The sequence below is a fragment of the Kosakonia oryzae genome, assembly GCF_001658025.2.
Classification (GTDB): Bacteria; Pseudomonadota; Gammaproteobacteria; order Enterobacterales; family Enterobacteriaceae; genus Kosakonia; species Kosakonia oryzae.
Genome location: NZ_CP014007.2, coordinates 5,144,848 through 5,167,693 on the forward strand (window position 1 = coordinate 5,144,848; position 22,846 = coordinate 5,167,693).

Here is a 22,846-nt window from a genome sequence, read left to right on the forward strand (position 1 = left end):
AGGGTTGGCTTATTTAACTTCAACTTCAGCGCCAGCTTCTTCCAGAGATTTTTTCAGAGCTTCAGCGTCATCTTTGCTCACGCCTTCTTTCAGAGCGGCCGGAGCAGATTCTACCAGGTCTTTAGCTTCTTTCAGACCCAGGCCAGTTGCGCCACGTACTGCTTTGATAACAGCAACTTTGTTAGCGCCAGCGGCTTTCAGAATAACGTCGAATTCAGTTTTCTCTTCAGCAGCTTCAGCAGCCGGGCCAGCAGCAACAGCTACAGCAGCAGCAGCAGAAACACCGAATTTTTCTTCCATTGCAGAAATCAGTTCTACAACGTCCATTACGGACATAGCGGAAACTGCTTCAATGATTTGATCTTTAGTGATAGACATTTAAATTGTTCCTGAATATCAGAATAAGTTTATACGTAAGCAAATGCTTTATAAAGAAAACTGCGATTAAGCAGCTTCTTTCGCATCGCGTACAGCAGCCAGAGTACGAACCAGTTTGCCAGCAGAGGCTTCTTTCATGGTTGCCATCAGGCGTGCAATTGCTTCTTCGTAGGTCGGCAGGGTTGCCAGGCGATCGATCTGGGACGCCGGGATCAACTCACCTTCAAAGGCAGCGGCTTTGACCTCAAATTTTGCATTCGCTTTCGCGAACTCTTTGAACAAACGAGCAGCAGCGCCCGGGTGTTCCAAAGAGTATGCAATCAGGGTCGGACCAACAAACGCGTCTTTCAGGCACTCAAAAGAGGTACCTTCAACAGCACGGCGCAGCAGGGTGTTACGAACAACACGCATGTAAACGCCAGCTTCGCGACCTGCTTTACGCAGTTCGGTCATTTTATCTACGGTCACGCCACGGGAATCCGCAACAACCGCAGACAGCGCGCCTTTGGCTACTTCGCTGACTTCAGCAACAATCGCTTGTTTGTCTTGAAGATTTAAAGCCATTAGCTTTGCTCCTGGATGTTTGCCAGGGCTCATGCCCTGGAACTCACTTCACTCTTCTCAAAGAAAAGAGCGTCTTAATACGGTGAGCAGAAACAAGCCAAAGAGTACTTTAAAAATAATCTTTAGGTTCTGTCACCGTCTACGCAGGGAATTAAGCTTCTTACGAAACACCTGCGGTCTTCGACGGAGGCCTGGATAGGCCAGGCTCCAACGAACAAATCTTTTCTTGCTAACTTACGCTAGCAAATCGTGGGGGTAAGATTGTAGACAAATTCACCACCCACGTAAAGGCGAATCTTAATTCGCTACTGCGCTCAGACCAGCCTGGTCTACCGCAACACCAGCACCCATGGTAGTGGAGATGCTAATTTTCTTGATGTACACACCTTTCGCCTGAGACGGTTTTGCTTTTTTCAGCGCAACCAGCAGAGCTTCCAGGTTTTCTTTCAGTTTGTCAGCGTCAAAGTTCACTTTACCGATGGTGGTGTGGATGATGCCGTTTTTGTCGTTACGGTAACGAATCTGACCGGCTTTAGCGTTTTTAACTGCTTCAGCAACGTTCGGAGTTACAGTACCAACTTTCGGGTTCGGCATCAGGCCACGCGGACCCAGAACCTGGCCCAGCTGGCCAACAACGCGCATTGCATCCGGGGAAGCAATAACAACGTCAAAGTTCATTTCGCCTTTTTTGATCTGATCAGCCAGATCTTCCATACCTACCAGCTCTGCGCCAGCTGCTTTAGCAGCTTCAGCGTTCGGGCCCTGGGTAAATACGGCAACGCGAACTGAACGGCCAGTACCGTGCGGCAGTACAGTTGCACCACGTACGTTCTGGTCAGATTTACGCGCGTCGATGCCGAGGTTAACGGCAACGTCTACGCTTTCTACGAATTTAGCAGTGGCCAGCTCTTTCAGCAGAGCAATGGCTTCGTTGATGTCGTACTGTTTGGTCGCATCAACTTTGTCACGGATCACGCGCATGCGCTTGGTCAGTTTAGCCATTTCTTAATCCTCCACTACCAGGCCCATGGAACGCGCAGTACCTTCGATTGAGCGAGTCATCGCTTCAATGTCAGCACCGGTCATGTCCGCGGCTTTAGTCTGAGCGATTTCCTGCAGCTGAGCGCGGGAGATTTTGCCCACTTTGTCTTTGTTCGGCTTGCCGGAACCAGACTTGATACCAGCCGCTTTCTTCAGCAGAACTGCTGCCGGAGGCGTTTTGGTAACGAAAGTGAAGGAGCGGTCAGCGTAAACGGTAATAACTACCGGAATTGGCAGACCTTTTTCCAGGGATTCTGTTTTGGCGTTGAACGCTTTACAGAATTCCATGATGTTAACACCCTGCTGACCCAGAGCCGGACCGACCGGCGGGCTCGGGTTTGCCATGCCAGCTGCTACCTGCAGCTTGACGTAGGCCTGGACTTTCTTAGCCATTGAAATTTCCTCGTTTGGGTATAGCGCCCCGAAAGGCTCCCCGTGTTAAAGACGTTTTACGTGCATATGCCCGTAAAAACAAAAGGCGCGAAATTGTATGTCAATTTCACGCCTTGTGCAACGTTTGATCGCCGAAGAATTAAGCTTTTTCTACCTGGCTGAAATCCAGTTCTACCGGAGTCGCACGACCAAAGATAGAAACGGAAACTTTCAGACGGGACTTCTCGTAGTCCACTTCTTCAACAACGCCGTTAAAGTCAGCGAACGGACCGTCGCTAACGCGGACCATTTCGCCCGGCTCAAACAGCGTTTTCGGACGCGGCTTATCACCCACCTGCTGAAGGCGGTTCATAATCGCATCGACTTCTTTATCGCTAATCGGCGCGGGACGATCGGACGTACCACCGATGAAGCCCATAACGCGCGGAACGCTGCGTACCAGGTGCCAACTGGCATCATTCATTACCATCTGGACAAGCACGTAGCCCGGGAAGAATTTACGTTCGCTTTTGCGACGCTGGCCGCCACGGATTTCAACCACTTCTTCGGTTGGAACCATAACTTCGCCAAACAACTCTTCCATGTTGTGTAATTTGATATGCTCGCGCAGCGATGTTGCTACGCGGCCTTCAAAACCGGAAAACGCCTGAACGACGTACCAGCGCTTTTTAGGAGCTTCAGACATCTCAGAACCTCAGGCCAGTGATAAAGGAAACCAGGCGAACCAGAATACCATCCAGTCCCCACAGGATCAGTGACATGACTGCGGTTACCGCAGCCACGATCAATGTGGTGTGCAACGTTTCCTGACGAGTAGGCCAAATCACTTTACGTACTTCGGTTCTCGCTTCGCGGGCAAATGCAACTGTCGCTTTACCCTTCGTCGTCAACAGCGCGACACCACCTGCTGCAGCAATCAAAATAACAACTGCCAGCGCGCGGAGTGGCAGCATCATGTCACGATAAAGATAGTTGCCAACGATAGCCACGAGCAGCAGTACTGCAACAACAACCCACTTCATCGCTTCCAGGCCGCGCCCGCTCCCTTGAGCTTCGGTATTCGCACTCATAAACCAACCTGTCACAAGAATTCAGACAAACATTTTTGCCCCGCATAAGCGAGGCAACCAAACCGAAATGCTCTGGCGAGATTCGGACTAACGCCCTCAACAGAGCCTGTCTCAGCAATGATTATGACAAAAAAAATCACTGATGAGCCAGGTTCTGGTTCGAAAGCGTACAAAAAGGGCATCAAATGATGCCCTTTTCTTGCGCATTGCGTCAAATATTATCAGCGATTAGCTGACAACTTTTGCTACAACACCCGCGCCAACGGTACGGCCGCCTTCACGGATTGCGAAACGCAGACCTTCGTCCATCGCAATTGCGTGAATCAGGGTAACAACCATTTTGATGTTGTCGCCCGGCATTACCATCTCCACGCCTTCCGGCAGTTCGATGGTGCCTGTCACGTCAGTTGTACGGAAGTAGAACTGCGGACGGTAACCTTTGAAGAACGGAGTGTGACGGCCGCCTTCGTCTTTGGACAGGATATAAACTTCAGATTCAAATTTGGTGTGCGGATTGATGGAACCCGGCTTCGACAGTACCTGACCACGTTCGATATCTTCACGTTTGATACCACGCAGCAGAATACCCACGTTCTCGCCCGCACGACCTTCGTCCAGCAGTTTGCGGAACATTTCAACACCAGTACAGGTGGATTTCGCGGTAGGTTTGATACCCACGATTTCAACTTCTTCACCTACTTTGATGATGCCGCGCTCTACACGACCGGTAACAACGGTACCACGGCCGGAGATGGAGAATACGTCTTCGATCGGCAGCAGGAACGGCTTGTCAATCGCACGCTCCGGTTCCGGGATGTAGGAATCCAGGAAGCCAGCCAGTTCGATGATTTTCGCTTCCCACTCTGCGTCGCCTTCCAGCGCTTTCAGAGCAGAACCGTGAACGATCGGCGTGTCGTCGCCCGGGAAATCGTACTGAGACAGCAGTTCGCGAACTTCCATCTCAACCAGTTCCAGCAGCTCTTCGTCATCAACCATGTCGCATTTGTTCAGGAACACGATGATGTACGGAACGCCTACCTGACGAGCCAGCAGGATGTGCTCACGGGTCTGCGGCATCGGGCCGTCAGTCGCAGCTACAACCAGGATCGCGCCGTCCATCTGCGCAGCACCGGTGATCATGTTTTTAACATAGTCGGCGTGCCCCGGGCAGTCTACGTGCGCATAGTGGCGAGTCGGGGTGTCATATTCAACGTGAGAAGTGTTGATGGTGATACCACGAGCTTTTTCTTCCGGCGCGTTATCGATCTGATCGAATGCGCGAGCAGAACCACCGTAGGCTTTTGCCAGAACGGTAGTGATTGCAGCAGTCAGCGTTGTTTTACCATGGTCAACGTGGCCGATAGTACCGACGTTAACGTGCGGTTTTGTACGTTCAAACTTTTCTTTAGACATCGATTGTCCCTCTAAGACACGGATAAATCGGTGATATCACCACATCAACCAGGCAACACGCCCGACTTGTTGAATGCTAAATAACAGAAGAAAAACCAGGGAGGAGAAATGAAGTGGTGCTGATACCCAGAGTCGAACTGGGGACCTCACCCTTACCAAGGGTGCGCTCTACCAACTGAGCCATATCAGCACATCGTGGAGCGGGCAGCGGGAATCGAACCCGCATCATCAGCTTGGAAGGCTGAGGTAATAGCCATTATACGATGCCCGCATCCTGAAACTCGGCTACCCAGTGCTTCTGTATTGTCGGGAGAAGATTCTCTCCCTAAGAGCTGATTCACTACTGACACCAACTCTGGTTACGTTTTAGCGTAACCGAAAATGGTGGTGGGGGAAGGATTCGAACCTTCGAAGTCTGTGACGGCAGATTTACAGTCTGCTCCCTTTGGCCGCTCGGGAACCCCACCGGACTTGATGGTGCCGACTACCGGAATCGAACTGGTGACCTACTGATTACAAGTCAGTTGCTCTACCTACTGAGCTAAGTCGGCATCAAGTAGCGCGCATTCTAGGGAGACAGAGGAGTTGATGCAACAAAAAAATTGCACAAAACGTTCTATCGCTCACATTTTGCACGACACCCCATGTAAACGCTGTAATTTCATGCAATGAAGTATAAAAAAACAGCACCGCGTTCCACGACTTTGCGCCAGTAAGTCTCTTTTAATCGCGACAACATCGGGCATCTCTTCGGTGCGGCTGCGTTAACATGGTGCAAAAAACCGTCCCCATAGTGAATATCTCTGAAGCCAGACACAGATTGTGTGTTGGATCACTAATTGCATTGCTTTAGCCACCAACCCAATGGAGGCTTCACGATGAAAATTGTCTTGTTAAACGCAGCTACTTTGCCGGTCTACTGTCCGGAACTCGCTGAACTACTGCTTGATGCACTTCATAGTGGCGCCTCCATTGGGTATCAACGCGCGATTAGCCAGCAGGAAGCAGAAAACGCTTTCTCGCGGTTACGCAACGAGCTGGAGACAGGTGAACGCCTGATCTGGATTGCACGCGATGAGCAGGGCGTTGCCGGCAGCGTTAGTCTGCAATTCCCCATGCAACCTGAAGCACTGAACCGGGCCAACATAAAATTGTTGCTGGTACACCGCCGTGTACGGCGCACCGGTATTGGGAAGAAGCTCCTGACGGAGCTGGAGAAAACAGCCTGTATGCGCCAGCGCGGTCTGCTTTGGCTGGAAACACCGTCAGGTTCTGCTGCAGAAGTATTTTATCGTTCGCAAGGATATCGCTGCCTTGGGGAAATTCCCGATTATCTCTGTTCAGCGGATGGTTATTACCAACCAGCAGCCATTTACTTCAAACGTTTATTTGCGGTTAATCAGTTTGTTCGTTCTATTGCCAGTTGATGTACAGAGCGTGATGCTTTCGAGGGAAAGCATCACGCAGACGCGATTTTTCATATTATTCCCTGTCATCTGGTGTTAACCTCCTGCCCATTGATCCCACTTATTTCAATAACGTCGAGCCATAGCATTACCTTAAGAGACTCTCTCTCACAACGTACCGAAAGCTTACGTGACGAGGGGTAATAGCGGGCAGATAAAGCTTATGAGTAAAAAAGAGCAAACGTTAATGACGCCTTACTTACAGTTTAATCGCAGCCAGTGGGCTGCTCTTCGTGATTCAGTTCCGATGACGCTTACTGAGGGCGAAATCGCACGATTAAAAGGCATTAATGAAGACCTTTCTTTGGAAGAAGTTGCAGAGATTTATCTCCCCCTTTCCCGTTTACTCAATTTCTATATCAGTTCGAACCTGCGCCGCCAGGCCGTACTTGAGCAGTTCCTTGGGACGAATGGGCAACGCATTCCGTACATCATCAGCATTGCAGGCAGCGTAGCGGTAGGAAAAAGTACTACCGCCCGTGTGCTACAGGCATTATTGAGCCGCTGGCCAGAACATCGTCGTGTTGAACTCATTACGACTGATGGTTTTCTGCATCCCAATCAGGTACTGAAAGATCGTGGGCTAATGAAGAAAAAAGGCTTCCCGCAATCTTATGATATGCATCGCCTGGTGCAGTTTGTTTCGGATATTAAATCCGGGGTGCCGAATGTCACAGCGCCGGTTTATTCGCATCTGATATATGACGTAATCCCGGATGGAGATAAAACGGTCGCTCAGCCTGATATTTTAATTCTCGAAGGGTTGAATGTATTACAGAGCGGTATGGATTATCCTCATGACCCGCATCATGTATTTGTCTCCGATTTTGTCGACTTTTCTATTTATGTTGATGCGCCGGAAGACCTATTACAAACCTGGTATATCAACCGCTTCCTGAAGTTCCGCGAAGGCGCATTTACCAACCCTGACTCCTATTTCCACAATTATGCGAAATTATCCGAACAGGAAGCGATTGAGATCGCCTTGTCGCTGTGGAAAGAAATTAACGGTTTAAATCTTAAAGAAAATATTTTACCAACCCGCGAGCGGGCCAGCCTGATTATGACTAAAAGCGCAAACCATGCGGTTGAGCAAGTTCGTTTGCGTAAATAAATAAAGGGAGCGTCTCGCTCCCCTTGTTTATTCTGCACTGCGCAGTGAAATTTCTCCGCCGACCCAGGGTTTTATAACCCCATCCTGTTCAAGCAGTAGTGCTCCTTGCGCATCAATACCCCGGGAAATACCTACAATTTCTTTCTCACCGATAATCAGTTTTACCGGACGATTAATAAAGTTATCCAATTTTTCCCAGCGGGAAAGGAACGGAGCAAGCCCTTCTTGTTCAAAGCATTTCAGGGCAGTGCGTAATTCAGTAACCAGACGTATGGCGAGCATGTTGCGATCGATGCGAACACCGGCTTCCTGCAGGTTAATCCAGCTCTGGCTAATATCTTCAGCCTGGGCTTTGCGCATCATCAGATTAACTCCAGCACCAACCACGATCTGCGCCGCATCGCCAGTTTTACCGGTTAGTTCGACGAGGATGCCCGCTAGTTTACGATCCTGAAGATAGAGATCATTCGGCCATTTAACCCGCACCTGATCGGCACCTAAATCGCGTAAAACTTCCGCCATTACAATACCTATCACCAGACTTAACCCGATTGCCGCTGCTGGCCCTTGATCCAGACGCCAGTACATGGAGATATAGAGATTCGAACCGAACGGAGAAATCCATTTGCGGCCACGGCGGCCACGGCCTGCCTGTTGATATTCCGCCACGCAGGCATCACCCGAATGCAACTCATTAAGGCGATCCAGTAAATACTGATTTGTCGAATCAATCACCGGTAAAACGGTAATATTCCCCTGCGTGATACGTGAACGAATCAATGCTTCATCCAGAAGCTGGATAGGTTCCGGTAAACTGTAACCCTTACCCGGAACGGTAAAGACTTCGATTCCCCAGTCACGAAGGGTCTGGATATGTTTATTGATTGCCGCGCGACTCATTCCCAGGCGTTCACCCAGTTGCTCGCCCGAATGGAATTCGCCATTTGCCAGAATAGAAATCAGCGTTAATGGAACGGTATTATCCTTCATGCAATCGTCTCCACGGCATTCACCTCACCGGCGCAGCCGATAAAACGCACTTCCGGCTCGAGCCAGACATTAAACTTCTCGCCTACGCGCTGGCGTACGAGGTGGGCGAGCTGTACCACATCATCACTTGTGGCCTGCCCGGTATTTATCAGCACCAGTGCTTGTAAATGATGGATCGCTGCACCGCCAATAGCGACGCCTTTTAGCTGACATTGATCGATCAGCCAGCCAGCCGCCAGCTTTACAGACCCGTCAGCTTGCGGATAATGCGGAGCGCCAGGAAAGGCGGAGAGCAAGATGCCAGCCTGTTCTGCTGAGATCACCGGATTTTTAAAGAAACTACCAGCATTCCCGTTAACTTTTGGGTCCGGTAATTTGCTGGTACGCATATGACATACAGCGTCAAAAACCTCTTTCGGTGTGACCGTTGCGGGGTCAAGCCGAGTCAAATCACCGTAGGTAAGTACCGGTTGCCAGTTTTTTGCCAGACGTAAACCGACCGCCGTGATGGCATAACGATTCTGGTACTCATGTTTAAAGATGCTGTCACGATAGCCAAAACGACAAGCCTCTGCGGACAAGCGCTTCGATTCACCACTGCTGAGTTCGACACAGTCGACGTAGTTGCAGACGCGCTGCAACTCGATTCCATATGCACCGATATTCTGAATCGGGGAACTTCCCGTACAACCCGGGATAAGCGCCAGATTCTCAAGACCCGGCATTCCGCGTTCCAGAGTCAACTGCACCAAATGATGCCAATTTTCACCCGCGCCGACGTGTAGATACCATGCATCGGCTTCTTCACGCACCTCAATACCCATAATACGGTTGATAATGACCGTTCCGGAAAAATCTTCCAGAAACAGCACGTTGCTGCCTTCACCCAGAATCAGCACGGCCTGCTGGCTCTGTACCGCAGCCTGCCATGCATTGAGCAGTTGCAGCGGCGTTTCGGCACAGACAATATGGTGGGCATTCCGATCAATACCAAAGGTATTCCATGGTTTAAGGGAGTGATTCATTAGCGATATCCTGATGCAAAAACACGGCTAAGTTTACCGTATCCAGGTGACGAGCGCTTGTGGTGTTTAAAGCAGGCATAAAGCAAAAAAGCCCCGGGCCTGCGCCCGGGGCTTCCCCGCCTGTTCCGCGTCAGCGTTTATCTGACCGCAGACGCAAAAAGGCCATCCTTACGGATGGCCTCTTCACTGGTTTGATGCCTGGCAGTTCCCTACTCTCGCATGGGGAGACCCCACACTACCATCGGCGCTACGGCGTTTCACTTCTGAGTTCGGCATGGGGTCAGGTGGGACCACCGCGCTAGTGCCGCCAGGCAAATTCTGTTCACCGCCATGCCACCAGGGCACACCGGTCTAATCTGTATCACGCTGAAAATTCTCTCTCACGCCAAAACATCTTCGGCGTTGTAAGGTTAAGCCTCACGGTTCATTAGTACCGGTTAGCTCAACGCATCGCTGCGCTTACACACCCGGCCTATCAACGTCGTCGTCTTCAACGTTCCTTCAGGAGACTCGAAGTCTCAGGGAGAACTCATCTCGGGGCAAGTTTCGTGCTTAGATGCTTTCAGCACTTATCTCTTCCGCATTTAGCTACCGGGCAGTGCCATTGGCATGACAACCCGAACACCAGTGATGCGTCCACTCCGGTCCTCTCGTACTAGGAGCAGCCCCCCTCAGTTCTCCAGCGCCCACGGCAGATAGGGACCGAACTGTCTCACGACGTTCTAAACCCAGCTCGCGTACCACTTTAAATGGCGAACAGCCATACCCTTGGGACCTACTTCAGCCCCAGGATGTGATGAGCCGACATCGAGGTGCCAAACACCGCCGTCGATATGAACTCTTGGGCGGTATCAGCCTGTTATCCCCGGAGTACCTTTTATCCGTTGAGCGATGGCCCTTCCATTCAGAACCACCGGATCACTATGACCTGCTTTCGCACCTGCTCGCGCCGTCACGCTCGCAGTCAAGCCAGCTTATGCCATTGCACTAACCTCCTGATGTCCGACCAGGATTAGCTGACCTTCGTGCTCCTCCGTTACGCTTTAGGAGGAGACCGCCCCAGTCAAACTACCCACCAGACACTGTCCGCAACCCGGTTCACGGGTCAACGTTAGAACATCAAACATTAAAGGGTGGTATTTCAAGGCTGGCTCCACGCAGACTGGCGTCCACGCTTCAAAGCCTCCCACCTATCCTACACATCAAGGCTCAATGTTCAGTGTCAAGCTATAGTAAAGGTTCACGGGGTCTTTCCGTCTTGCCGCGGGTACACTGCATCTTCACAGCGAGTTCAATTTCACTGAGTCTCGGGTGGAGACAGCCTGGCCATCATTACGCCATTCGTGCAGGTCGGAACTTACCCGACAAGGAATTTCGCTACCTTAGGACCGTTATAGTTACGGCCGCCGTTTACCGGGGCTTCGATCAGGAGCTTCTCCTTACGGATAACCCCATCAATTAACCTTCCGGCACCGGGCAGGCGTCACACCGTATACGTCCACTTTCGTGTTTGCACAGTGCTGTGTTTTTAATAAACAGTTGCAGCCAGCTGGTATCTTCGACTGATTTCAGCTCCACGAGCAAGTCGCTTCACCTACCTATCAGCGTGCCTTCTCCCGAAGTTACGGCACCATTTTGCCTAGTTCCTTCACCCGAGTTCTCTCAAGCGCCTTGGTATTCTCTACCTGACCACCTGTGTCGGTTTGGGGTACGATTTCGTGTTACCTGGAGCTTAGAGGCTTTTCCTGGAAGCAGGGCATTTGTTGCTTCAGCACCGTGGTGCCTCGTCATCACGCCTCAGTGTTAAAGCACTCCGGATTTGCCTGGAGCACACACCTTCACGCTTAAACCGGGACAACCGTCGCCCGGCCAACATAGCCTTCTCCGTCCCCCCTTCGCAGTAACACCAAGTACAGGAATATTAACCTGTTTCCCATCGACTACGCCTTTCGGCCTCGCCTTAGGGGTCGACTCACCCTGCCCCGATTAACGTTGGACAGGAACCCTTGGTCTTCCGGCGAGCGGGCTTTTCACCCGCTTTATCGTTACTTATGTCAGCATTCGCACTTCTGATACCTCCAGCAACCCTCACAGGCCACCTTCGCAGGCTTACAGAACGCTCCCCTACCCAACAACACATCAGTGTCGCTGCCGCAGCTTCGGTGCATGGTTTAGCCCCGTTACATCTTCCGCGCAGGCCGACTCGACCAGTGAGCTATTACGCTTTCTTTAAATGATGGCTGCTTCTAAGCCAACATCCTGGCTGTCTGGGCCTTCCCACATCGTTTCCCACTTAACCATGACTTTGGGACCTTAGCTGGCGGTCTGGGTTGTTTCCCTCTTCACGACGGACGTTAGCACCCGCCGTGTGTCTCCCGTGATAACATTCTCCGGTATTCGTAGTTTGCATCGGGTTGGTAAGCCGGGATGGCCCCCTAGCCGAAACAGTGCTCTACCCCCGGAGATGAATTCACGAGGCGCTACCTAAATAGCTTTCGGGGAGAACCAGCTATCTCCCGGTTTGATTGGCCTTTCACCCCCAGCCACAGGTCATCCGCTAATTTTTCAACATTAGTCGGTTCGGTCCTCCAGTTAGTGTTACCCAACCTTCAACCTGCCCATGGCTAGATCACCGGGTTTCGGGTCTATACCCTGCAACTTAACGCCCAGTTAAGACTCGGTTTCCCTGCGGCTCCCCTATACGGTTAACCTTGCTACAGAATATAAGTCGCTGACCCATTATACAAAAGGTACGCAGTCACACCCGAAGGTGCTCCCACTGCTTGTACGTACACGGTTTCAGGTTCTTTTTCACTCCCCTCGCCGGGGTTCTTTTCGCCTTTCCCTCACGGTACTGGTTCACTATCGGTCAGTCAGGAGTATTTAGCCTTGGAGGATGGTCCCCCCATATTCAGACAGGATACCACGTGTCCCGCCCTACTCATCGAGCTCACAGCCTGTGCGTTTTCGTGTACGGGGCTGTCACCCTGTATCGCGCGACTTTCCGGACGCTTCCACTAACACACAAGCTGATTCAGGCTCTGGGCTCCTCCCCGTTCGCTCGCCGCTACTGGGGGAATCTCGGTTGATTTCTTTTCCTCGGGGTACTTAGATGTTTCAGTTCCCCCGGTTCGCTTCACAGCACTATGGATTCATGCTGTGATGATGCACCGAAGTGCACCGGGTTTCCCCATTCGGACATCGCCGGGTCAAGGGTTCATATCACCTCGCCGGCGCTTTTCGCAGATTAGCACGTCCTTCATCGCCTCTGACTGCCAGGGCATCCACCGTGTACGCTTAGTCGCTTAACCTCACAACCCGAAGATGTTTCTTCCGATTCATCATCGCATTGCGAAAATTTGAGAGACTCACGAACAACTTGCGTTGTTCAGTGTTTCAATTTTCAGCTTGATCCAGATTTTTAAAGAGCAAAACTTCGCAGCACACACAGAATGTGTACTCTGAAGTTTTCTTGGTTGTGCAGTAATGATGGTGGAGCTATGCGGGATCGAACCGCAGACCTCCTGCGTGCAAAGCAGGCGCTCTCCCAGCTGAGCTATAGCCCCATCGTGGTCTCTGTAACCTTAATTACTTCAGAGACAAGGCGCGAAATGACGAAGCATATCTGAGTATGTGAGTCATTTTGCAACACAGTATCCGGAGCAATTTGGTAGGCCTGAGTGGACTTGAACCACCGACCTCACCCTTATCAGGGGTGCGCTCTAACCACCTGAGCTACAAGCCTGCAGAGATTTTCTTACTGCTGTTTTTTCATCAGACAATCTGTGTGAGCACTTCAGGGAAGGGTTCTTTTAAGGTAAGGAGGTGATCCAACCGCAGGTTCCCCTACGGTTACCTTGTTACGACTTCACCCCAGTCATGAATCACAAAGTGGTAAGCGCCCTCCCGAAGGTTAAGCTACCTACTTCTTTTGCAACCCACTCCCATGGTGTGACGGGCGGTGTGTACAAGGCCCGGGAACGTATTCACCGTGACATTCTGATTCACGATTACTAGCGATTCCGACTTCATGGAGTCGAGTTGCAGACTCCAATCCGGACTACGACGCACTTTATGAGGTCCGCTTGCTCTCGCGAGGTCGCTTCTCTTTGTATGCGCCATTGTAGCACGTGTGTAGCCCTGGTCGTAAGGGCCATGATGACTTGACGTCATCCCCACCTTCCTCCAGTTTATCACTGGCAGTCTCCTTTGAGTTCCCGGCCGGACCGCTGGCAACAAAGGATAAGGGTTGCGCTCGTTGCGGGACTTAACCCAACATTTCACAACACGAGCTGACGACAGCCATGCAGCACCTGTCTCACAGTTCCCGAAGGCACCCCGGCATCTCTGCCAGGTTCTGTGGATGTCAAGACCAGGTAAGGTTCTTCGCGTTGCATCGAATTAAACCACATGCTCCACCGCTTGTGCGGGCCCCCGTCAATTCATTTGAGTTTTAACCTTGCGGCCGTACTCCCCAGGCGGTCGATTTAACGCGTTAGCTCCGGAAGCCACGCCTCAAGGGCACAACCTCCAAATCGACATCGTTTACGGCGTGGACTACCAGGGTATCTAATCCTGTTTGCTCCCCACGCTTTCGCACCTGAGCGTCAGTCTTCGTCCAGGAGGCCGCCTTCGCCACCGGTATTCCTCCAGATCTCTACGCATTTCACCGCTACACCTGGAATTCTACCTCCCTCTACGAGACTCCAGCCTGCCAGTTTCGAATGCAGTTCCCAGGTTGAGCCCGGGGATTTCACATCCGACTTGACAGACCGCCTGCGTGCGCTTTACGCCCAGTAATTCCGATTAACGCTTGCACCCTCCGTATTACCGCGGCTGCTGGCACGGAGTTAGCCGGTGCTTCTTCTGCGGGTAACGTCAATCGGCACGGTTATTAACCGTACCGCCTTCCTCCCCGCTGAAAGTGCTTTACAACCCGAAGGCCTTCTTCACACACGCGGCATGGCTGCATCAGGCTTGCGCCCATTGTGCAATATTCCCCACTGCTGCCTCCCGTAGGAGTCTGGACCGTGTCTCAGTTCCAGTGTGGCTGGTCATCCTCTCAGACCAGCTAGGGATCGTCGCCTAGGTGGGCCATTACCCCGCCTACTAGCTAATCCCATCTGGGCACATCTGATGGCAAGAGGCCCGAAGGTCCCCCTCTTTGGTCTTGCGACGTTATGCGGTATTAGCTACCGTTTCCAGTAGTTATCCCCCTCCATCAGGCAGTTTCCCAGACATTACTCACCCGTCCGCCACTCGTCACCCGAGAGCAAGCTCTCTGTGCTACCGTTCGACTTGCATGTGTTAGGCCTGCCGCCAGCGTTCAATCTGAGCCATGATCAAACTCTTCAATTTAAAAGTTTGATGCTCAATGAATTAAACTTCGTAATGAATTACGTGTTCACTCGTTGAGACTTGGTATTCATTTTTGTCCGAAGACATCAAGAATCCGCGTCACCTGAGTGCCCACACAGATTGTCTGATAAATTGTTAAAGAGCAGTGCCGCTGTGTTTTCGCTGCGGCGCGGGGTGTGCATATTACGCTTTCCCGCCGTGAAGTCAACTGATTATTTTCAGATTTCTTCACCTGACAGGCCGGTGTGTTTGCCGTTGTGCCGTGTCAGTGGAGGCGCATTATAGGGAGTTAATTCTGGCTGACAAGCATAAAATTCAAAAAAGTTATCGTTCGCTCATTTTTCAGGCACAGCGCCCGTTAAACGCCCGATTTGCTGTTTAACTGAGCTATTTCACGGGCAAAATTCGCCACCTGCTGCCAGTCGGTATAGACCACTTCTTTACGTCTATCCGTTTCACCGCCCGTCATCTTCATAATCAGCTGGATCATCAATCGGTCGTACCATCGATAGTGCGGGTAACGCAGCGCACCGGCAAATACGGCGCAGCGATCCGGCTGCCAGGGCGACGACAGCAAAAACTTACGCGTATAGCTGTTCGTTTGCGGCGAGCTTTTCTCGGGTTTGCGCGCCACCAGGTTGACGGAAAAGAATGCTCCCGGCAGTTTATTCAGCTGTGACAGATGCTTTTTCACAAAATTGGCCAACGCCGGATGAAAGTGCCCATAGCGAATGGACGCACCAATGACTACCCGCTCATATTTACTCCAGTCAATCTCTTGCGTGCGGTTCAGGTTAACCACATCCGCACAGACGCCCAGATCGTTAAGCTCTGAAGCCAGATAAGAAGCAATCTCCCGCGTTTGCCCATCCCGGGTTGAGAAAAGAATTAATGTTTTCACGTCACACTCCATTATTCGCGCCAGAAGGTCGGGGTAAACAGTACCAGCAACGTGAAGACCTCCAGACGACCAAACAGCATATTCGCGATGAGCACCCATTTGGCGACCGGATTCATGCTGGCAAAATTATCCGCTACCACACCCAGCCCCGGCCCAAGGTTATTGAGCGTCGCAACCACAGAGGCAAATGCTGAAAAGTCATCTACTCCCGTGGCGATGATCGCCAGCATGCTGACGATAAAGACCAGCGCATAAGCGGAGAAGAAGCCCCACACCGCTTCAAGAATACGTTCCGGCAATGCACGATTACCCAACTTAATGCTGTACACCGCATTCGGATGCACCAGTCTTTTCAGCTCGCGGTTGCCCTGCTTAAACAGCAGCAGAATGCGGATCACCTTCAGACCGCCGCCCGTCGAACCGGCGCAGCCGCCGATAAAAGCGGAACAGAGCAACAACACCGGCAAGAAAAGCGGCCAGCGGGAGATACTGTCGGTCGTAAACCCGGCCGTGGTCGCCATTGAGACCACCTGGAAGAAAGCCTGGTTAATCGTCATCAACGCCGAGCTGTAGATATTATGGAACCACAGCACCACGGTGCAGATGACCACCAGCGTCAGTTGTACGCCAATAAACATTCTGAATTCCGGATCGCGCCAGTAAACTTTCAGACTACGCCCGCTCAGCAATGAGAAGTGCAAACCGTAGTTACACCCGGAAATCAGCAGGAAGATAGCAATGATGGTGTTGATAGTGGGGCTGTTGAAATAGCCAATGCTGGCATCATGCGTAGAGAAACCACCAATCGCGATGGTGGCAAAACTATGTCCAATGGCGTCAAAAGCTGGCATTCCGGCAAACCATAGCGCCAGCGCGCAAGCGACCGTAAGCAACACATAAATAAGCCATAGGGTTTTCGCCGTCTCAGCAATACGCGGGCGCATTTTGTTATCTTTCAGCGGCCCCGGCATTTCGGCGCGATAGAGCTGCATCCCGCCGACGCCAAGAATTGGCAGGATGGCCACCGCCAGCACGATGATCCCCATCCCACCGAACCATTGCAGCATCTGGCGATAGAAAAGAATCGCATGCGGCAACGAATCCAGCCCAATCAGCGTGGTCGCCCCGGTCGTTGTCAGGCCCGAGAAGGATTCAAAAAAAGCATCTGTCACCGTCAGATTCGGGCTTTCGGAAAAGACGAACGGCAACGCCCCCACGCTCCCCAGCACCGTCCAGAACAGCACGACAATCAAAAACCCTTCGCGGGATTTCAACTCCCCTTTCTCACGGCGGTTCGGCCACCAAAGAATAGAACCAATCACCAGCGCGACGAAGAAGGTTTGCGTGAATGCACGGCCCGCACCATCACGGTAAATAAGGGCTACCAGTCCAGGTAAGATCATCGTCCCGGAAAAGAGGATGACCAGCAGTCCAACGATTCGGGTTATGGCGCGAAAATGCATCTCTGCCGCTTCCTTAGGTGTTCAGAAAATCAGGTGGGGATTATTCTTCAGTTTTTAACAATTGCAATGTGCCACGACTAAAATCAGCGAGCCTTGCCGAAAATGCGTCCAGTCTGCTGTGAGGAAGCGCCACCCGCAGATACACGGAAGCCTGATACTCGCTCGCAACAATTTTCCCCTCAAATTGCTCAAGCAACGTTTCGACTCCGCTCAACTGTGCGTAATCACACCACAAAGTATATTCGGTTAACGGCATTTTGCGGGTTGTCGCGAGTTGATGAAGCGCCTGCTGGACACCGCCGCCGTAGGCTTTCACCAGCCCGCCGGTTCCCAATAAAACGCCTCCATAATAGCGCACCACCACCGCCGTAATTTCGCCAACACCGCTGCCCATCAACTGAGCCAGCATCGGCTTCCCTGCGGTACCCGCCGGTTCGCCATCGTCAGAAAACCCCAACTGCTGCGAATCATCCGGCGGCCCGGCAACCCACGCCACACAATGGTGGCGGGCGTCCGGGTGCTCCGCCCGAACAGTTTCGACAAACGCCTTCGCTGCCTCCACGCCGTCGGTATGCGCCAACAGCGTAATAAAACGGCTCTTTTTGATCTCCTCGCTAAAGGTGACCGGCGCAGCCGGTATCAGCCAGCTCTCCATTACGCCAGCTTCTGATCCCGCGTCATATTTTCAATGCTGTTCTCGTGAATAACCACGTTATCTTCGATGCGGATACCGCCAAACGGTTTTAACGCGTCAATTTTATGCCAGTTGAAGTGTTTGCTGAGCGGCCCCTCGCGCCACGATGAAAGCAGCGATTCAATAAAGTAGATGCCCGGCTCGATAGTCAACACCATACGCGGCTCCATTACACGCGTGCAGCGCAGATAGGGATATTTTGACGGCGCCGCCAGATGTGTACCGCTGTCATCCTGCATAAACCCCGCAACATCATGCACCTGCAGCCCCAGCGGATGGCCAATACCATGCGGCATAAACGGCCCGGTGATGTCCTGTTCAACCATCGCTTCTTCACTGATATCGGTGATAATTTGATGGCGGCGCAGCAGCTTCGCAATACGCTGATGGAACTGAATATGGTACTCAACGTAATTGACGCCCGCTTTCATGGTGGCGATCAGCGCCAGTTGTTCTTCATTTACGTCTTTCACCAACTGGGCATAATCGGTGTCGCTGTTCGCCGCCCAGGTACGCGTCAGGTCGGCGGCATAACCGTTGTATTCCGCGCCAGCATCCAGCAGGAAGCTGCGCATCTCAGCCGGCGCGCGGTGATCCAGTTTGGTGTAATGCAGCACCGCCGCATGTTCGTTCAGCGCCACGATATTGCTGTAAGGGACATCGGTATCACGATGGCCGGTCGCGGTCAGGTAAGCCAGATTGATGTCGAACTCGCTCATGCCGGACTGGAAGGCTTCATGCGCCGCGCGATGGCCCATTACCGCCGTTTTCTGCGCTTCACGCATGCAGGCCAGTTCATAATCGGTTTTATAGGCACGGTAGTAATGCAGGTAATCGATCACCCCTTTCGGGTTGATGTTGTTGGCGGCAATGTCGAGGCTCAACGCGCGTTCGGCAACCGGACCAATATAGGCGATATTGCTGCGCGCCGCAGGCAACTGGCTGCCAATGCCGTCCGCTTTCGGCAGAGCAATCACCTCTACCTCGTCAGTCCAGAAGGAAGTCGGCAGCGGTTCAACGTTGTGCCAGTAATCCACCGGCAGGTAGAACCACAGCTTCGGTTTGTTCACACCATCTACCAGCAGCCAGCAGTTCGGCACCTGCGTCACCGGCACCCAGGCTTTAAACTGCGGGTTCACTTTAAACGGATAGGGATGGTCATCAAGAAAGACGTTAAATAGCTCGCCAGAGTGAATAAGTAACGCGTCGAGCTTAAAGCGCGCCAGCACATCACGGGTGCGCTTCTGTAACGTAACAATATGATTTTTATAAAGCTCTGCCAGTGAGTCCATCGTTTTTCCTTCTGTTTATTGCGACCTCAAGTCTCCGCATCTTAGCACACCTGCCTGCTACTGGGTGATTTCCACCGAGCGTGATCCACTCAGCAATTTTTTAATCATTTATTTGCAATTTATTAACATAAAAACCACACTCCGCTTCATCTGGTACGACCAGATCATCGCTGGATTCAGGAGACTGACATGCTCTACAAAGGCAATAACCTGTACCTAAACTGGCTGGAAGATGGCATCGCGGAACTGGTGTTCGATGCGCCCGGCTCAGTTAACAAGCTTGATACCGCCACCGTCGCCAGCCTTGGCGAAGCGCTGGCTGTACTGGAAAAGCAATCAGATTTAAAAGGGCTGCTGCTGCGTTCAGAGAAGGCGGCCTTTATTGTCGGCGCTGATATCACCGAATTCCTCTCCCTGTTCCTCGTGCCGGAAGAGCAGTTGAGCCAGTGGCTGCATTTTGCCAATAGCGTGTTTAACCGCCTGGAAGATTTACCCGTCCCAACGATTTCTGCGGTGAATGGCTATGCGCTCGGCGGCGGTTGCGAATGCGTGCTGGCGACAGACTATCGCCTGGCGACGCCGGACCTGCGTATTGGCCTGCCGGAAACCAAACTTGGCATCATGCCAGGCTTTGGCGGCTCAGTACGTATGCCACGCCTGCTGGGTGCAGACAGCGCGCTGGAGATCATCGCGGCCGGGAAAGATGTTGATGCCGAGCAAGCGCTGAAAATCGGCCTGGTGGATGGCATTGTGAAGCCGGAAAAACTGCGTGAAGGCGCCATCGCCATTCTGCGGCAGGCCATTAACGGCGATCTGGACTGGAAAGCAAAACGTCAGCCGAAGCTGGAGCCACTGAAGCTCAGCAAAATTGAAGCTGCCATGAGCTTTACCATTGCCAAAGGCATGGTGATGCAAACCGCCGGGAAACACTATCCGGCACCGATCACGGCGGTCAAAACCATTGAAGCTGCGGCAAGATTTGGCCGTGACGAAGCGCTGAAGCTGGAAAACCAGAGCTTCGTTCCGCTCGCCCATACCAACGAGGCCCGTGCGCTGGTCGGGATTTTCCTGAACGACCAATATGTAAAAGGTCAGGCGAAGAAACTGACCAAAAATGTCGAAACGCCCAAACAGGCTGCGGTACTTGGCGCAGGCATTATGGGCGGCGGCATTGCTTACCAGTCAGCCTGGAAAGGCGTGCCGGTATTAATGAAGGATATCAACGAGAAATCCCTTGCACTTGGCATTAATGAAGCAGGCAAGCTGCTGAACAAACAGCTCGAGCGCGGTAAAATCGACGGGCTGAAACTGGCCAGCGTGATTGCAACCATTCAGCCAACACTTGAGTATGCCGGTTTTGAACGCGCCGACGTGGTAGTCGAAGCGGTCGTGGAAAATCCGAAAGTGAAAAAAGCGGTGTTGGCGGAAACGGAGGACAAAGTCCGTCCGGATACCGTACTGGCATCAAATACCTCCACCATTCCCATCAGTGAACTCGCCAGCGTGCTGAAACGCCCGGAAAATTTCTGCGGCATGCACTTCTTCAACCCGGTACACCGTATGCCACTGGTTGAAGTGATTCGCGGAGAGAAAACGTCCGATGAAACCATCGCCAAAGTAGTGGCCTGGGCGAGCAAAATGGGCAAAACGCCGATCGTGGTCAATGACTGCCCAGGTTTCTTCGTCAACCGCGTACTGTTCCCTTACTTTGCCGGGTTTAGCCAGTTGCTGCGCGACGGCGCGGATTTCCGCAAAGTCGACAAAGTGATGGAGAAACAGTTCGGCTGGCCGATGGGCCCGGCGTATCTGCTGGACGTTGTGGGCATTGATACCGCACATCACGCCCAGGCGGTGATGGCGGCCGGTTTCCCGCAGCGCATGCAGAAAGATTATCGCGATGCCATCGATGCGCTGTTTGACGCACACCGTTTTGGGCAGAAAAACGGGCTCGGTTTCTGGCGCTATAAAGAAGACAGTAAAGGCAAACCGAAGAAAGAAGAAGACAGCGCCGTTGACAGCATGCTGGCCGAAATCAGCAAAGGCAAACAGGATTTCAGCGATGAAGAGATTATCGCCCGCATGATGATCCCAATGGTCAATGAAGTGGTGCGTTGTCTGGAAGAAGGGATTATCGCCAGCCCTGCCGAAGCGGATATGGCGCTGGTATATGGTCTTGGCTTCCCGCCGTTCCACGGCGGCGCATTCCGCTGGCTGGATACGATCGGCAGCGCAAAATATCTCGATATGGCACAGCACTATCAGCACTTCGGGCCGCTGTATGAAGTACCGGCCGGGCTGCGCGAAAAAGCGCGCCGCAACGAGCCTTATTACCCTGCGGTAGAACCTGCGCGCCCGGTGGGCGAGTTAAAAACGGCTTAAGGAGTCACAATGGAACAGGTTGTCATTGTCGATGCAATTCGCACACCGATGGGCCGTTCAAAAGGCGGCGCTTTCCGCAACGTGCGCGCGGAGGACCTCTCCGCCCATCTGATGCGTAGCCTGCTGGCACGTAACCCGGCGCTGGAAGCCAGCGCCATCGACGATATTTACTGGGGCTGCGTACAGCAGACGCTGGAGCAGGGTTTCAACATTGCCCGCAACGCCGCGCTGCTGGCGGAAATCCCTCATTCCGTCCCCGCCGTCACCGTCAACCGTCTGTGTGGTTCGTCAATGCAGGCGCTGCATGATGCGGCGCGGATGATCATGACCGGCGATGCGCAAGTCTGTCTGGTGGGCGGCGTTGAGCATATGGGCCACGTGCCGATGAGCCACGGCGTCGATTTCCATCCAGGCATGAGCCGCAACGTCGCAAAAGCGGCGGGCATGATGGGGCTGACCGCCGAAATGCTGTCGCGCATGCACGGCATCAGCCGTGAAATGCAGGATGCGTTTGGCGCACGTTCCCACGCCCGCGCCTGGCAGGCCACGCAATCCGGCGCGTTCAAAAACGAGATCATTCCCACCGGCGGTCACGATGCCGATGGCGTATTGAAGCAGTTTAATTATGACGAAGTGATCCGCCCGGAAACCACCGTCGAAGCGCTGTCCACGCTGCGACCAGCTTTTGATCCGGTTAGCGGCACGGTTACCGCCGGAACATCATCCGCTCTGTCAGATGGTGCCTCCGCGATGCTGGTCATGAGCGCCAGCCGCGCCCGTGAATTGGGCCTGACGCCGCGCGCCCGCATCCGTTCAATGGCGGTGGTCGGCTGCGATCCGTCAATCATGGGTTACGGCCCGGTTCCGGCCTCGCAGCTGGCGCTGAAAAAAGCCGGACTGACTGCCAGCGATATCGATCTGTTTGAGATGAATGAAGCCTTTGCCGCACAGATCCTGCCGTGCATAAAAGATCTTGGGCTGATGGAGCAGATCGACGAGAAGATCAACCTGAACGGAGGTGCAATCGCTCTTGGCCATCCGCTGGGGTGTTCAGGTACGCGCATCAGCACCACGCTGCTGAACCTGATGGAACGCAAAGATGCCCAGCTTGGTCTGGCGACGATGTGTATTGGTTTAGGTCAGGGGATCGCTACGGTGTTTGAACGCGTATAACGCTTTGAACGAATCTGTCTCAACGTAGAGTGCAGGCCGGGCAAGCGAAGCGCCCCCGGCTTACATGGCCGGATGGCGGCACAAGCGACTTATCCGGCCTACTAAAAATGCGAAGAGAGAATCTGGTTGCCG

The 22,846-nt window shown here is 52.7% G+C and carries 17 protein-coding genes, 6 tRNA genes and 3 rRNA genes; 4 read left to right on the forward strand and 22 right to left on the reverse strand.

The window, feature by feature from the left end; genetic code table 11:
• Window positions 1-9: 9 nt before the first annotated feature.
• The 11 genes from rplL to AWR26_RS24385 form a co-directional block, all read right to left on the reverse strand.
• The gene (gene rplL, locus AWR26_RS24335) at window positions 10-378 is read right to left on the reverse strand and encodes a 50S ribosomal protein L7/L12 (RefSeq protein ID WP_007727297.1); all 369 of its coding nucleotides are present in this window, start codon (window positions 376-378) and stop codon (window positions 10-12) included.
• Window positions 379-444: 66 nt separating this feature from the next.
• A complete protein-coding gene (rplJ, locus tag AWR26_RS24340; RefSeq protein ID WP_074922723.1) occupies window positions 445-942 on the reverse strand; it encodes a 50S ribosomal protein L10 in 498 nt (165 codons plus the stop codon).
• Window positions 943-1,239: 297 nt separating this feature from the next.
• Entirely contained in the window at window positions 1,240-1,944 is a 705-nt protein-coding gene (rplA, locus tag AWR26_RS24345) for a 50S ribosomal protein L1 (protein WP_074922721.1), read from the reverse strand.
• A gap of 3 nt (window positions 1,945-1,947) precedes the next feature.
• Window positions 1,948-2,376, reverse strand: coding sequence for a 50S ribosomal protein L11 (rplK, locus tag AWR26_RS24350; RefSeq protein ID WP_008503452.1), 429 nt, complete (start codon window positions 2,374-2,376; stop codon window positions 1,948-1,950).
• Between the two features lie 139 nt (window positions 2,377-2,515).
• Window positions 2,516-3,061, reverse strand: coding sequence for a transcription termination/antitermination protein NusG (gene nusG, locus AWR26_RS24355; RefSeq protein ID WP_006816549.1), 546 nt, complete (start codon window positions 3,059-3,061; stop codon window positions 2,516-2,518).
• A 1-nt stretch (window position 3,062) separates the two neighbouring features.
• Entirely contained in the window at window positions 3,063-3,446 is a 384-nt protein-coding gene (gene secE, locus AWR26_RS24360; RefSeq protein WP_003033128.1) for a preprotein translocase subunit SecE, read from the reverse strand.
• Between the two features lie 228 nt (window positions 3,447-3,674).
• Complete coding sequence (tuf, locus tag AWR26_RS24365) at window positions 3,675-4,859, reverse strand: elongation factor Tu (RefSeq protein ID WP_064563291.1); 1,185 nt, start codon at window positions 4,857-4,859, stop codon at window positions 3,675-3,677.
• 114 nt (window positions 4,860-4,973) lie between these two features.
• Window positions 4,974-5,049: transfer RNA gene (locus tag AWR26_RS24370), tRNA-Thr, on the reverse strand.
• Between the two features lie 6 nt (window positions 5,050-5,055).
• Window positions 5,056-5,130, reverse strand: a tRNA-Gly gene (locus AWR26_RS24375).
• A 111-nt stretch (window positions 5,131-5,241) separates the two neighbouring features.
• A tRNA-Tyr gene (locus tag AWR26_RS24380) sits at window positions 5,242-5,326 on the reverse strand.
• An 8-nt stretch (window positions 5,327-5,334) separates the two neighbouring features.
• Window positions 5,335-5,410 (reverse strand) — tRNA-Thr (locus AWR26_RS24385).
• Window positions 5,411-5,737: 327 nt separating this feature from the next.
• On the opposite strand from AWR26_RS24385, the gene AWR26_RS24390 reads away from it, so the two are divergent.
• The gene (locus AWR26_RS24390) at window positions 5,738-6,286 is read left to right on the forward strand and encodes a GNAT family N-acetyltransferase (RefSeq protein WP_074922748.1); all 549 of its coding nucleotides are present in this window, start codon (window positions 5,738-5,740) and stop codon (window positions 6,284-6,286) included.
• A gap of 202 nt (window positions 6,287-6,488) precedes the next feature.
• On the forward strand, window positions 6,489-7,439 hold the full coding sequence (gene coaA, locus AWR26_RS24395) for a type I pantothenate kinase (protein ID WP_035890515.1): 951 nt from the start codon (window positions 6,489-6,491) through the stop codon (window positions 7,437-7,439).
• Between the two features lie 27 nt (window positions 7,440-7,466).
• On the opposite strand, the gene birA is transcribed toward coaA, so the two are convergent.
• The 11 genes from birA to pepQ form a co-directional block, all read right to left on the reverse strand.
• Window positions 7,467-8,429 (reverse strand): bifunctional biotin--[acetyl-CoA-carboxylase] ligase/biotin operon repressor BirA, encoded by a 963-nt coding sequence (gene birA / locus AWR26_RS24400; protein WP_074922750.1) that lies wholly within the window; start codon window positions 8,427-8,429, stop codon window positions 7,467-7,469.
• On the reverse strand, window positions 8,426-9,454 hold the full coding sequence (gene murB, locus AWR26_RS24405; protein ID WP_074922751.1) for a UDP-N-acetylmuramate dehydrogenase: 1,029 nt from the start codon (window positions 9,452-9,454) through the stop codon (window positions 8,426-8,428). Before murB ends, birA begins: the two co-directional genes overlap by 4 nt.
• A gap of 196 nt (window positions 9,455-9,650) precedes the next feature.
• Window positions 9,651-9,766: ribosomal RNA gene (gene rrf / locus AWR26_RS24410) — 5S ribosomal RNA — on the reverse strand.
• A 94-nt stretch (window positions 9,767-9,860) separates the two neighbouring features.
• A 23S ribosomal RNA gene (locus tag AWR26_RS24415) occupies window positions 9,861-12,765 on the reverse strand.
• Between the two features lie 179 nt (window positions 12,766-12,944).
• Window positions 12,945-13,020 (reverse strand) — tRNA-Ala (locus AWR26_RS24420).
• 102 nt (window positions 13,021-13,122) lie between these two features.
• Window positions 13,123-13,199 (reverse strand) — tRNA-Ile (locus AWR26_RS24425).
• Window positions 13,200-13,272: 73 nt separating this feature from the next.
• Window positions 13,273-14,812: ribosomal RNA gene (locus AWR26_RS24430) — 16S ribosomal RNA — on the reverse strand.
• The 16S, 23S and 5S rRNA genes sit together here with 2 tRNA genes alongside, the layout of an rRNA operon.
• Window positions 14,813-15,170: 358 nt before the next feature.
• On the reverse strand, window positions 15,171-15,713 hold the full coding sequence (gene hemG, locus AWR26_RS24435) for a menaquinone-dependent protoporphyrinogen IX dehydrogenase (RefSeq protein WP_064569106.1): 543 nt from the start codon (window positions 15,711-15,713) through the stop codon (window positions 15,171-15,173).
• Window positions 15,714-15,724: 11 nt separating this feature from the next.
• Window positions 15,725-17,176, reverse strand: coding sequence for a Trk system potassium transporter TrkH (gene trkH / locus AWR26_RS24440; protein ID WP_064568846.1), 1,452 nt, complete (start codon window positions 17,174-17,176; stop codon window positions 15,725-15,727).
• 40 nt (window positions 17,177-17,216) lie between these two features.
• Window positions 17,217-17,831, reverse strand: a complete 615-nt coding sequence (locus AWR26_RS24445; RefSeq protein ID WP_064568847.1) for an IMPACT family protein — start codon at window positions 17,829-17,831, stop codon at window positions 17,217-17,219.
• Window positions 17,831-19,162, reverse strand: a complete 1,332-nt coding sequence (pepQ, locus tag AWR26_RS24450; RefSeq protein ID WP_064568848.1) for a Xaa-Pro dipeptidase — start codon at window positions 19,160-19,162, stop codon at window positions 17,831-17,833. Before pepQ ends, AWR26_RS24445 begins: the two co-directional genes overlap by 1 nt.
• Window positions 19,163-19,351: 189 nt before the next feature.
• Here pepQ and fadB point away from each other — a divergent pair, with 189 nt between their 5' ends.
• Both fadB and fadA read left to right on the forward strand, forming a co-directional pair.
• Window positions 19,352-21,541, forward strand: a complete 2,190-nt coding sequence (fadB, locus tag AWR26_RS24455) for a fatty acid oxidation complex subunit alpha FadB (protein ID WP_064568849.1) — start codon at window positions 19,352-19,354, stop codon at window positions 21,539-21,541.
• A gap of 9 nt (window positions 21,542-21,550) precedes the next feature.
• Window positions 21,551-22,714 (forward strand): acetyl-CoA C-acyltransferase FadA, encoded by a 1,164-nt coding sequence (gene fadA, locus AWR26_RS24460; RefSeq protein ID WP_043955810.1) that lies wholly within the window; start codon window positions 21,551-21,553, stop codon window positions 22,712-22,714.
• Window positions 22,715-22,846: the final 132 nt, after the last annotated feature.